This window comes from Dubosiella newyorkensis (assembly GCF_001945605.1).
Classification (GTDB): Bacteria; Bacillota_I; Bacilli_A; order Erysipelotrichales; family Erysipelotrichaceae; genus Dubosiella; species Dubosiella newyorkensis.
Genome location: NZ_MPKA01000065.1, coordinates 65,599 through 77,655, shown reverse-complemented (window position 1 = coordinate 77,655; position 12,057 = coordinate 65,599). Strand labels below are relative to the sequence as shown.

Sequence of the window (12,057 nt, the reverse complement as noted above, 5' to 3'; positions counted from 1 at the left end):
GGATTTACAAGACAGAAGGAATGGAAAGATCGTATTCGAGAAAAGGCAATCCATGGGACAACGCCTGCATCGAAAGCTTTCATTCACTGATCAAGAGAGAATGGATCAACTTCTACCATTTCGAAACGATGAAAGAAGCGAAGAAAGCCGTATTCGAATATATAGAAGGATTCTACAATACGATCCGGATCCATTCCCATTGCGGATACGAATCCCCGATGGAATACGAGAAAAACTACAAGATATTGAAAAAGATGCGTTTAGAAAAAAATTGAGAAGCGTCATTGACGATGGGGATCCCTAAGATAAGCTTGGGGCTTTTCAAGCCGCAGCAAGAGCTGGGAGTTTGAAAAGCAACAAGAAATGGGTTCTTAGGGATAGGGACCCGTAGTCAATGGAAAGCGGAACAAATTTTTTCGGATTTGTCAAAAAACAGAAATTTAGGTTGTTCTCAAACTTGACATAGTACCAGCTGCGCGGGAGGATGGATCGCCATACGGACCGGCACATTGACCGCAGGACAAGTCGTAATATTTGTCCAGCTGCTGAATTATATCCTTGAGCCGGTAACCGAGCTGCCTGCTTTGTTGTCGCGTCAGTCGGGAGCAGTTCGATTAGCGAAAACAATGGAAGAAACATTGAAGGAAAACCATTGCTTTCCGGCTTCGCTTCAAATTGATTCGATCTCCTTCGACCATGTGTGGTTCAAATTTCCGGACCAGGAAATCTTAAAGGATTTTTCGTATACGTTTTTGTCGGGACGCTCCTATCTCGTACGGGCTCCTTCGGGTTTTGGAAAGTCCACGCTGCTTCAGCTGATCCTGGGAATTTATGAACCGTCATCCGGGCGGATCGTGTACAATGGAACGAGTGGATATACGACGGACGCGCTTCTTGAAAACATAGCCTGGATGCCGCAATCCCAGGAACTGATCCACGGTACGGTGGAAGAAAATATCACATTCTCCTCGAGTCCTCAAAAAAAGGATCAGAGGGCGATCGATTTGAAAGGAAACATAAACGTTCTCTCGGGAGGACAAAAACAGCGTGTCCTTCTTGATCGAATCCTCCAGCAGAATAAAGACTGGAACCTGCTGGATGAACCGACGACAGGAATGGATCCCGGGCTACAGGAACAAGTATTGAAGGATATTCTTGGTTTGAAAAAAACATGTATCGTGGTAATGCATACGGAGAATCAGGCTATTCTTTCACTCTTTGATGAAGTGGTTGATTTAGCCCCGTAAGAGTTCACACCGGAAAAGGTATCAAGCGAAAATACAAGGAAGAAAGTTTAGAATTTCGAAATATAATAAAGCATTCAGCGAGATACATCATTGGTCGCATTAATCAAACAGGCGGCAAGATTCCGCCTTTTCTGATGCCAAAGTTTACATACGTTTTACATCGCATTGATGGACTAGAAAACAAGATCCGATATACTAAAACAAAAGAGGTAGACGCATGATTTTTTGTATTGAAGACGATCCATCCATCCGCGAATTGATCTTATACACCCTTCAAGTCCACAATATGGACTGTGAAGGCTTTTCTTGCGGAAAGGATTTTTTAGAAGCATTGAAAACACGAAAACCCGATCTGATCGTATTGGATCTAATGCTCCCTGACTTGGATGGAATGCGCCTTCTTCGCTTATTGCGCTCAGATCCAAATTCCAGCACGATCCCGATCTTGATCGCCTCGGCAAAAGGCAGCGAATTCGATAAAGTGATCGGATTGGATGAAGGCGCCGACGATTATATCGTAAAGCCGTTTGGGATGATGGAACTCGTCTCTCGCATCAAAGCGCTGCTTAGACGATCTATAAAATCTAAAGAAGAAGGTTTAAAATGCGGATCTTTGAAACTCGAAGAAAAAAGCCGGACCGTTTTTATCGAAGGAAAAAAACTGGAACTTTCGAAAAAAGAATTTGATCTGCTCTATTTCTTGATGCGCCATGTCAATCAAGTCATCACTCGAGAACAAATCTTAGAAAAGATCTGGGGCTATTCATATGAAGGCGAAACTCGAACGGTCGACGTGCATATTGGAATGCTTCGCAATAAACTGGAAAACCACAAAAACTACATCAAAACAGTCCGAGGGATCGGCTATAAACTGGAGCTTGTCGAATGAGACAAAAAATCTTTCAATCGATCCTTTTAGGCTGTATGGGGATGCTCATCGGCACTTCGCTCGTCTTTCTTTTTGTCCTCAATCAATATTTCAACGCCTCCCTTAAACAAGAACTTTCCGTCATCGCCGATCTGATCGACGATCAAGACGATGTAGAAACGATCGACTGGGCGAAACGCTCGATGGAAGCCGTTCTCAAAAACAAAGCTGGCACGATTGTATACGCAAGCCAAACTTCCTCGAACCATTACGAAGACCAATCGATCACCTTGCATAAAACATTAGCCAATGGCGATATTTTGACTTTATCTCAAAACAAGCTCTCGATCGCGATGCAGACGCTCGCCTTGCTTAGGCCGCTGAGTATCGTATTGGGGATCGGCCTTATCCTTTCTTTGTTTCTTTCGTACAAGATCGCCAAAGAATGTATGCAGCCGCTCAATGATCTCGACCTAGAACACCCTAAGGTGAAGAACGCGTATCCTGAACTCGATCCGATCATTCATCGGCTCTCTCTCCAACAAAAAGAGATTCGCAAACAAAATCGTCAGCTCGAACATAAACATGAAGAATTAAGAACACTGATGAATGGGATCACGCAAGGAATCATTCTCATCAACGAAAAAAACATCGTGGTCCAGATCAACGAAGCCGCCATGCAGATGGGAAATTTACATGGCCCAGTTCAAGGGTTTCACTTCTTAAAACTTTTTCCCGAAGAAGCTTTGAAAAAAGCCATTCTCGAAGAGAAGATCAAAAAGAAAGTCTTGACGATAAAACGCGAAGACCATACTTACGAGTTCCACCTCGATCCGATCGAGACCCATGACAAGTTTTCTGGCCAAGCGATCTTGATCCTAGATATAAGCGAAAAGGAAAAGATGGAACAGATTCGACGCGAATTTTCAGCCAACATTTCCCATGAACTCAAGACCCCGATTCAAAGCATCCTAGGTTATTCGGAACTTCTCGACTCCAAATGTGTCAAAAAAGAAGACCAACCCCTCTTTGTTAAAAAAATCTATAACAAAGCGCTCTTGATGCGCTCGATCGTCGAAGAACTCCTCGATCTTTCCAAGATGGAACAAGAAGTCGACCGCCTTAACTTCGAAAGTATCGATATGAAAGAGCTGATCGAACAGATCCTTGAAATGCATAAGCTATCGATCGAAAAAAAAGAACTTACAATCAAAACAAAACTCGAACCAGTCAAGCTCTTTGGCCATCATAAAGCATGTCGAATGATCTTGAACAACTTGATCGACAATGCGATTAAATACAATCGAAACAAAGGCACGATCACCATTTGCCTCGAACAAAAAAACCAAGAAGGCGCGACGATCATGATCCAAGATACAGGAATTGGGATCGCTTCAGAAGAACAAGAACACATATTCGACCGTTTTTATCGAAGCAATTCGATCCGTTCCTCCTATCCAGGTTCTGGCATCGGACTCTCGATCGTCAAACACGCTCTTTTACTCATGCACGGAAGCATACAAGTCGAATCAAAACTCGGAAAAGGAACGCGATTTCTCGTGACCTTCTGAACCAAAAAGCCTACCCAAACCGTAGGCATTTTTTGTATAATCATAAAAAAGGGAGAATGTTATGAATTTTATTTATATTTCACCCCAGTTTCCGAAAACGAACTGGTACTTCTGCGACCGGCTTTCTAAAAATGGAGTTCGCGTATTGGGAATCGGCGATACACCCTACGATCAACTCGACCCATTGCTCAAAAACGCGCTTGTCGAATATTATTATGTTCCGTCGATGGAATCCTACGCCGACATGTATCGAGCCGTCGCCTATTATGCCTTCAAATATGGACGCATCGACTGGATCGAATCCAACAACGAGTATTGGCTGGAACAAGACGCCAAGCTACGCGAAGATTTCAATGTAAAAACGGGCGTCCAACCAAATCATATCGACTATTTCAAAAGCAAATACAAAATGAAAGAAAAGTATCGCGAAGCCAACATCCCAAGCGCCGCTTCGATCCGATATACAGATCTTGAAACAGCCAAAAAATGGGCGGACTCGATCGGCTATCCGCTCATCGTCAAACCCGAAACCGGAGTGGGCGCAAGCGATGTGTTCAAACTCAAAAACGAAGACGATCTTCGCTCATTCGATGCAAACAAGCCCCAAGAAGAATACGTTTTAGAAGAATTTATCGAAGGCGATATCGTCTCTTACGACGCGATCGTAAACGACAAAGGAGAGCCGATCTTTGAATCGATGACCTATTGGCCCCCATCGATCGCGGATATCGTCAATCAAGATTTAGATCTTGCCTATTATGTTTCTCCAGAACTCGATCCCGAACTAAAAACACTAGCCCAAAACGCGATCCAAGCCTTTCACGCCTATTCTCGATTTATTCATCTTGAATTTTTCAAAACAAAGCGGAAGAACACATACTATGGCCTAGAAGTCAATATGCGACCAGCTGGAGGGTATACACCCGACATGATGAACTTCGCCCATTCAGTCGATGTCTATCAAATCTATGCGGACATGGTCACGAAAAAACAACCCGTCGCAAACCAGGAAGCTTCTCAATCGTATTGTGTCTATGCGTCGCAAAAAGATGGAAAACCTTATCTTCATTCTCATGATAAGATCCTAGAACGATACAAAGACAAGCTTGTGATGTGTGAAAGAATGCCTGAAATGATGGTCCGGACGATGGGAAACCAAATGTATACGGTCAAGCTCGATACAAGAGAAGAGAAGGACGCGTTCATCCAATATGTGCTCGATCAAGCGGAGTGATCCGCTTTTTTGTTTGCGAAGATATAGGACATTTGGTAAAATGAAAGTCTTAAGTAAAGAAAACGCTTACAAAGAAAGGAAATGCGAATGGATAAACAATATATATTAGCGATCGATCATGGAACGACTTCGACGCGAGCGATCCTGTTCGATCATGAATGCAATATGGTCGATATCGTGCAAAAAGAAGGGAAAGTCGAATACCCAAAATCAGGGTGGGTCGAACAAGACGCTCTGGCCGTATGGCTCGATATTTTATATGTGATCGCGGGCATCATCAACAAATCCGGAATCAAGCCAGATCAAGTCGCGGCCATCGGGATCTCGAATCAACGCGAAACGAGCGTGCTCTGGGATAAAAAAACAGGACTTCCGATCGGAAAAGCGATCGTTTGGCAATCTAGACAAACAAGCGAGATCTGCGATCGATGGAAAGAAGAAGGACTCGAAGAAATGGTCCGCCAGAAAACAGGGCTTCGGATCGATCCTTACTTTTCCGCCTCAAAGATCGCCTGGATGCTCGAAAACATCGAAGGCGCTCGAGAAAAAGCCGAAAACGGCGATTTGATGTTTGGCACAATGGATTCCTGGATCGTATGGAACTTGAGCGGAGAAGAAAGACACATCACCGATGTTTCAAACGCCTCGAGAACGTTGTTGTGCAACATCGAAACGCTCGAATGGGACGATGAACTTCTTGAAGCGTTCCATATCCCCAAAACGATCTTGCCAGAAATCGTTCCGACCTCGTTCAATTATGGAACCACAGCGCCCTATCACTTTTTTGGAAGCCGTATTCCGATTTGTTCTATGGTCGGCGATCAGCAAGCCGCCTTGTTTGGTCAGCTTTGCCTAGAAAAAGGCATGGTCAAAAACACGTATGGAACAGGCGGCTTTTTATTGATGAACACAGGAGATAAGATCGTCCGCTCAAAAAATGGCTTGTTGTCGACAGTCGCTTGGAAGATCGGCGATCATGTGACATACGCTTTAGAAGGATCGATCTTCGTTTCCGGCTCCATCATGAAATGGATGCGCGACGAGCTGCAGCTCTTTGACGATGTAAAAGTAACAAGCCAAATGGCCAATAACGCTAAGGCGCAAGACGATCTTTTTATCGTGCCTGCTTTTGTCGGCTTAGGCGCTCCTTATTGGGACGATAAAGCGAAAGCCTCGATCGTTGGTTTGACTTTAGGATCCAACCGGAATCAAATTGTAAAAGCCGGCATCGAATCGATGGCTTATCAAGCAAAAGATGTGATGGACGCCATGGAAAAAGACTCGAACTTAAAGATCTCGAAGCTTAAAGTTGACGGAGGCGCCACGAGCAACGATTATTTGCTTCAATTCCAAGCCAACTTGTGTCAATGCGCTCTTGAACGTTTCAAGGTCACCGAATTGACCGCCTTAGGCGCTGCCTTTCTAGCTGGACTTGCGATCGGCTATTGGAAGCTAGAAAACTTGAAGATCGAGATCGATCAAACATTCGAGCCCAACAAAAAGAAAGAAGAAATGGATCTACATTTTGAAAACTGGCATCGAGCGATCGCTTCTTGCCAGGCGTTCAAACCGGTCCAAGTCGAGGGAAATGGACATGTATGATATTGTGATCATTGGCGCTGGCGTCATTGGTTGCGCCATCGCCTACGAGCTTGCCAAATATCAGCTTGACGTGCTCGTTCTCGAGAAAGAAAGCGATGTATGCTCAGGAACATCCAAAGCTAATTCAGGAATCGTTCATGCTGGCTACGACGCGAAACCAGCCACCTTAAAAGCAAAATTCAATGTTGATGGAGCTAAACGGATCCCGATCCTTTCCGAACTGCTTGCTTTCGATTATAAAAACTGCGGATCTCTCGTTTTGAATTTTAGCGAAGAAGGAAAAGAGACGATCCAAAAACTGTATGAGCAAGGGATTCAAAATGGAGTTGAAGGACTGAAGATCCTTTCAAAAGAAGAAGTTCTCTCCATGGAGCCTAACGTTTCCGATCATGTCGTTTCCGCTTTATACGCGCCTAGCGCTGGCATCGTTTGTCCTTTTGGGATGACGATCGCCTTCGCCGAAAACGCGGCCGATAATGGAGTGAAATTTATATTTGACACACCCGTGGAAACGATCGAAAAAAAAGAAAATGGGTTTTTGATCAATGGAATATACGCCTCCAAAATGATCATCAACGCAGCTGGCGTGAAAGCCGATTTCATCCATTCTTTGCTTGAAGAGCCACGCTTTAAGATCCAAGCGCGAAAAGGAGAATATATCCTGCTCGATCATAGCGCTTCCCATCTATGTTCTCATACGCTCTTTCAGCTTCCGAGCGAATATGGAAAGGGCGTGTTGATCACCCAGACCGTGCATGAAAATCTTCTTGTCGGTCCGACAGCCCAAGATATCGACGATAAAGAAGGGATCGATACGACAACGGATGGTCTTGAACAGATTCAAGAAAAGGCGAAGATCACGATCAAAGATATTCCTTTTTCTCAAACGATCACTTCTTTTGCCGGATTAAGAGCTAGAGGGAATACAGGGGATTTCGTGATCGAGGAGAGCATGGACAACTGGATCGATGTCGCATGTATCGAATCGCCAGGATTGACTTCGGCTCCAAGTATTGCCTCCTATGTAAAAGAGATCGTCGTTGATCATTTTGATCCATCGCTTAAAGAACCCTATATCGCTAGGCGAAAAGGATTTGTCAATACGAAGACACTGAGCGACTCGCAATGGAACGATTTGATCCAAAAAGATCCTCGTTATGGAAAAATCGTATGCCGGTGCGAAAGCATCAGCGAAGGACAGATCGTCGACGCGTGTTCTAGATCGATCCCGGCAAGAAGTGTCGATGGCATCAAGCGTCGAGTACGCGCCGGAATGGGTCGATGTCAAGGCGGTTTTTGTTTGCCGAAAGTGATGGAAATCTTAGTGAAACAATACGGCCTCGACTGGAAGGACGTTCATAAATCAAATCCAGAAAGCGGATATATCATCCAAAAGATCAAGGAAGGAATGAAAGACGATGGAACATAAGCAGTTATTGATCATTGGTGGAGGACCTGCTGGGCTTGCTGCAGCGATCGAAGCCAAAAAGAATGGTGTCGACGATCTTTTGATTTTAGAACGAGATGCTTGTCTAGGCGGGATCTTGAATCAGTGTATTCACAATGGGTTTGGTTTGCACACGTTTCATGAAGAATTGACTGGGCCTGAGTACGCCAAGCGATATATCGATCAAGTCAACGAGCATTCGATCCCATATCGACTTAACACGATGGTGCTTTCAATCGACGATCAAAAAAATGTTCGGTTCATTTCGGAACAAGGAATCGAAGTCATTCAAGCGCAGGCGATCATTTTGGCGATGGGTTGCCGTGAAAGGCCTAGAGGCGCTCTGAATATTCCTGGCTTTCGAGGGGCTGGCATCTATTCCGCAGGCACGGCTCAAAAGCTCGTCAATCTAGATGGATTTTTACCTGGGAAGGATGTCGTAATCTTAGGATCTGGGGATATTGGTTTGATCATGGCTCGGCGAATGACTTTAGAAGGAGCGAAAGTCCATGCGGTGGCCGAGATCATGCCTTACTCATCCGGTCTTAAGCGTAATATCGTCCAATGTCTAGAGGACTATCACATTCCGTTGTTTTTGGAGCATACGATCGTAAAGATCCTAGGGAAAGACCGGGTCGAAGGGGTCGTCCTCGCTAAAGTCGATCAAGACCGAAAGCCGATTTTAGGGACGGAAAAAGAATATGCGTGCGATACGATTTTGTTCAGTTGTGGTTTGATCCCGGAAAATGAATTGAGCGCGCAGGCCAAGCTTGAAATGGATCCGATCACGAAAGGAGCTATTGTCAGTGATTCTTTGCAGACGAGCGTGGATGGGATCTTCGCGTGCGGAAATGTCCTTCATGTTCATGATCTTGTCGATTTTGTGAGTCAAGAAGCATCTCTGGCGGGTAAAAAAGCGGCAGAATACGTGTTAGGGGATTTGAAAAAAAGTCAAGATTTCGTTTCGATCGAGCCCAAAGGAAAGACACGGTATGTGATTCCTTCTAAGATCGATTTAAAGAATGGAAAAGAAGATGTTGTCGTGCGTTTTCGGGTGGGAAGCGTGATCCAGGATGGAGCGATCCAAGTCTATATCGATGGTAAGAAGATCGTTCGTTTTCCGCGCAGGATCATGGCCCCAGGCGAAATGGAGACGATCACTTTGAAAAGAGAATGGCTTTCATCGAATCCGTCTTCGATTTGGATAGAGAGTGAGTAAGAATATGTTCAAACAATTGACGTGTATCAACTGTCCTTTAGGCTGTTCGCTCGAAGTCCTGATCGAGCAGGGAAAGGTGTGTTCGGTAAAAGGAAACACGTGTCCTAGAGGAAAGGCGTATGCCTATAGCGAAATCGAGCATCCGGCTAGGATCGTGACAACAAGTCTTCCTGTTGTCGATGGAGACTGGCGCATGGTTTCCTGCAAAACAAAAGCGCCGATCCCAAAAGAAAAGATCGGCGAGATCATGGAGCTTCTTCAAGATGTAATAGTGCAGGCACCGATCCAGATCGGAGAGATCCTTGTCGAAAACATCGCAAATACGAATGTCGATCTTGTCGCGACAAGAGAAGTTCATAAAATATAGCGTATTTATTCTAGAGGTACTACTTGCTCAAAAAGCATGTGGTACTTTTTTTGAAGGATCCGGTTGTCATGGAAATGTCCAAAATACCAAATGTCGAAGTGGAGCTGGCTTGCGATCTCTTCAAGTTTTGTTTCCATACGATCATTAGCTAAGATCTTGTCGATCGCGTATAAAGGGACGATCGGTTTAGGACATGTGTGAGAAAGAACGCCATGGACGCTGTAGTTCGCTTCTTTGATCGATTCCCAGGCCCGTTTGAATTGGTCGTCGCTCATTTGTTCTTCAGGAAAATAATAGCCGCAGCAGCTATCTTCTTCATCCGTATAGGGGATGTGTCTCCAATTGCGATCAACGCTGAAAGCCCCGCCTAATACGAGATAGCTTTTTCCATTGAACCAATAGATCTCGCCATTTTTTAAATAATAAATATTGTCGGCATCATTAGCTTGGTAGAGCGTGTTGCCAAAACGAAAGGTTTCATGCACATCATCGCAACACCAAGCGGGCGCTTCGTGATTGCCTTGAACCACAAGGATCGTTAGGTCGATCTTTTTGAGATACTGGTACACGTCTTCGGTCTCGATCTTATGATAGAGATTGGTTTTGCGGTCTTTTTTGCGGTAATAATTAAATCCAGCGTCTCCTAATAAGATCAAGATATCGTCTTTGCTTGTTTTATGTTTTTTGGCGAACATTTCGATTTCTTGAATATCTCCATGTTTATCGCCTGTGATATAGATCATTTAAAGCACCTTCTTCAGATCGAATGGCTCGTCTGTGTTGGTTTTGAGATATTGAACGATTTGATCGGTCAAATATTTTGGGGTGGAGGCGCCCGAAGTGATGGCGATCTTTTGTTCGTTGAGATCTAGGTTGTAGGATTTAAGTTCTTGAAGCGTCTGGACGAGCAATACTTGAGGAATGCCCGCTTTTTTTCCGATGCTGGCAAGCTTGTTCGTATTGTTGCTGTTGGGATCGCCAACAACGATAAGTAGATCGATGGCTTGATCTTTTAGCTTGAGGATCGCTTCTTGACGGATCCTAGTGGCGTTGCAGATCTCGTTGTTGAAAAGAGCGTTTGGATATCGTTCTTCGATCGCGTCGAAGAGTTCTTGGATCTCGAGGGTGGACATGGTCGTCTGGTTGGTCACGAAGATCTTGTTTTCAATATCCTGTGGTATGTCCGCTTCCTTTTCGATCAAGAAAACCGCATCGGAAAGAGTATAGATCGATTCGGCTTCAGGGTGGTGGTTTTTTCCAATGTAGAAGATCGAATATCCTTCTTTCAGCTTCTCCTGCACGATCTTTTGGGTCTGCAGGACGAAAGGACAGCTGGCATCATAGACGACAAGTCCTTTTTCTTTGGCTCTTTCATAAAGGGCAGGAGCGACACCATGGGCGGTAAAGATGACGATACCGGATGGAACGTCTTCTAATAATTCGAGCCGCGTTTTTTTTGGATCTTCGATCGTATGGATTTCCATAGCCGACAGCGCTTTTTTGACATACTCATTGTGCACGAGATTACCTAAGATCGTGATCGTCGCTTCTGGATGTTGAATTCTTACTTCTTTAGCGATCTGGATCGCTTTCATAACACCTCCACAAAAGCCTTGTGGAGTCACTTCAATAATCGTATTGTTTTTCATTCTTTTATTATGGCTGATTTCTGCGGATTTGAAAAGGACCTTCTTTCAGCTAAAAAAGTTAACCGTTAAGGGTAGCTACTAACGTAATTATCATAAGTTCTTCTTATGTTTTTTGTGAGGAAGATTTTGCCGATCCTACGCATGAAAACAATTTAAGCATCTTGTAAGAATTTAAAACAAGAGCACGACCAACAAGGCAGGCAGCAAGTTGGCGACTTTGATCGTTTTAGGAAAGATCAAATTGAGGCCGACACAAAAGATCAAGACATTTCCGACAACAGAAAGCTGGTCGAGCGCGCCATCCGTCAATAGAAAGGCCAATAAAGAAGAGAAAAGCATGATCGTGCCTTGAAGTATCCCGACAGGAATGGCGGAAAAAAGGCATCCGATCCCAAGCGAAGCGCTTAAGACAAAAACAATGATGAGATCGAGCAGCGACTTGGCATAAAGCGTGCTTGGATCGTGAAACAGTCCATCCTGCAAGGCGCCTACGATCGCCATCGCTCCGATACATACAGTCAATGTCGATGTGATGAACCCTTCCATGAAGAGTTTGTTTTTGGCGTTGCCAGTTTTTTGTTTGAGCCAGGATCCGAATCGTTCCAACGCTCCTTCGATATCGATCCTTTCGCCTACAACGGCACCTATGGCTAGCGAAACGATGAGCATGATCGTATACGAGTCTTTGAGCATGTATTCCATCGCTCCTTGGATCGAGAGGAATATTACGCAGACGCCATTGATCTTCATCAGCAGCTGTTGTGTCGAGTCTTTTAAGTATTTTCCTAAAACCATTCCGCCTAGTCCGCCTAAGACGATGGCGCTTACATTCACGAGTGTTCCCATTTCAAAA

At 44.5% G+C, this 12,057-nt stretch carries 12 protein-coding genes; 9 read left to right on the top strand and 3 right to left on the bottom strand.

Annotated features, from left to right (window positions below):
- From BO225_RS06610 to BO225_RS06570, 9 genes are all read left to right on the top strand, one after another.
- Positions 1-275, top strand: a 275-nt coding sequence (locus BO225_RS06610; protein ID WP_233120302.1) for an integrase core domain-containing protein, incomplete at its 5' end; no start/stop codon positions are given.
- 234 nt (positions 276-509) lie between these two features.
- Entirely contained in the window at positions 510-1,247 is a 738-nt protein-coding gene (locus BO225_RS06605) for an ABC transporter ATP-binding protein (RefSeq protein WP_143356786.1), read from the top strand.
- Between the two features lie 217 nt (positions 1,248-1,464).
- Positions 1,465-2,136, top strand: a complete 672-nt coding sequence (locus BO225_RS06600) for a response regulator transcription factor (protein WP_076341465.1) — start codon at positions 1,465-1,467, stop codon at positions 2,134-2,136.
- On the top strand, positions 2,133-3,686 hold the full coding sequence (locus BO225_RS06595; protein ID WP_076341464.1) for a sensor histidine kinase: 1,554 nt from the start codon (positions 2,133-2,135) through the stop codon (positions 3,684-3,686). The genes BO225_RS06600 and BO225_RS06595 overlap by 4 nt, the downstream gene beginning before the upstream one ends.
- 61 nt (positions 3,687-3,747) lie before the next feature.
- Positions 3,748-4,920, top strand: a complete 1,173-nt coding sequence (locus BO225_RS06590) for an ATP-grasp domain-containing protein (protein WP_076341463.1) — start codon at positions 3,748-3,750, stop codon at positions 4,918-4,920.
- A gap of 87 nt (positions 4,921-5,007) precedes the next feature.
- Entirely contained in the window at positions 5,008-6,522 is a 1,515-nt protein-coding gene (glpK, locus tag BO225_RS06585) for a glycerol kinase GlpK (protein ID WP_076341462.1), read from the top strand.
- Positions 6,515-7,951, top strand: coding sequence for an NAD(P)/FAD-dependent oxidoreductase (locus BO225_RS06580; protein WP_076341461.1), 1,437 nt, complete (start codon positions 6,515-6,517; stop codon positions 7,949-7,951). The genes glpK and BO225_RS06580 overlap by 8 nt, the downstream gene beginning before the upstream one ends.
- The gene (locus BO225_RS06575; protein ID WP_076341460.1) at positions 7,941-9,188 is read left to right on the top strand and encodes an NAD(P)/FAD-dependent oxidoreductase; all 1,248 of its coding nucleotides are present in this window, start codon (positions 7,941-7,943) and stop codon (positions 9,186-9,188) included. The genes BO225_RS06580 and BO225_RS06575 overlap by 11 nt, the downstream gene beginning before the upstream one ends.
- A gap of 4 nt (positions 9,189-9,192) precedes the next feature.
- Entirely contained in the window at positions 9,193-9,555 is a 363-nt protein-coding gene (locus tag BO225_RS06570) for a DUF1667 domain-containing protein (protein WP_076341459.1), read from the top strand.
- A gap of 5 nt (positions 9,556-9,560) precedes the next feature.
- Here the strand turns inward: BO225_RS06570 and BO225_RS06565 are convergent, their stop codons facing one another.
- The 3 genes from BO225_RS06565 to BO225_RS06555 all read right to left on the bottom strand — a co-directional run bounded on the left by BO225_RS06565 (position 9,561) and on the right by BO225_RS06555 (position 12,050).
- Positions 9,561-10,298, bottom strand: a complete 738-nt coding sequence (locus tag BO225_RS06565; RefSeq protein WP_076341458.1) for a metallophosphoesterase — start codon at positions 10,296-10,298, stop codon at positions 9,561-9,563.
- Positions 10,299-11,204 (bottom strand): 4-hydroxy-3-methylbut-2-enyl diphosphate reductase, encoded by a 906-nt coding sequence (gene ispH / locus BO225_RS06560; RefSeq protein ID WP_076341457.1) that lies wholly within the window; start codon positions 11,202-11,204, stop codon positions 10,299-10,301.
- 171 nt (positions 11,205-11,375) lie between these two features.
- Positions 11,376-12,050, bottom strand: a complete 675-nt coding sequence (locus BO225_RS06555; protein ID WP_076341456.1) for a DUF554 domain-containing protein — start codon at positions 12,048-12,050, stop codon at positions 11,376-11,378.
- Positions 12,051-12,057 lie beyond the last annotated feature (7 nt).

Bases quoted from the DNA above. Each gene is read 5' to 3' on its own strand.
- BO225_RS06600 (WP_076341465.1), top strand. From the start codon at position 1,465: ATGATTTTTTGTATTGAAGACGATCCATCCATCCGCGAATTGATCTTA.
- BO225_RS06595 (WP_076341464.1), top strand. From the start codon at position 2,133: ATGAGACAAAAAATCTTTCAATCGATCCTTTTAGGCTGTATGGGGATG.
- BO225_RS06590 (WP_076341463.1), top strand. From the start codon at position 3,748: ATGAATTTTATTTATATTTCACCCCAGTTTCCGAAAACGAACTGGTAC.
- glpK (WP_076341462.1), top strand. From the start codon at position 5,008: ATGGATAAACAATATATATTAGCGATCGATCATGGAACGACTTCGACG.
- BO225_RS06580 (WP_076341461.1), top strand. From the start codon at position 6,515: ATGTATGATATTGTGATCATTGGCGCTGGCGTCATTGGTTGCGCCATC.
- BO225_RS06575 (WP_076341460.1), top strand. From the start codon at position 7,941: ATGGAACATAAGCAGTTATTGATCATTGGTGGAGGACCTGCTGGGCTT.
- BO225_RS06570 (WP_076341459.1), top strand. From the start codon at position 9,193: ATGTTCAAACAATTGACGTGTATCAACTGTCCTTTAGGCTGTTCGCTC.
- BO225_RS06565 (WP_076341458.1), bottom strand. From the start codon at position 10,298: ATGATCTATATCACAGGCGATAAACATGGAGATATTCAAGAAATCGAA.
- ispH (WP_076341457.1), bottom strand. From the start codon at position 11,204: ATGAAAAACAATACGATTATTGAAGTGACTCCACAAGGCTTTTGTGGA.
- BO225_RS06555 (WP_076341456.1), bottom strand. From the start codon at position 12,050: ATGGGAACACTCGTGAATGTAAGCGCCATCGTCTTAGGCGGACTAGGC.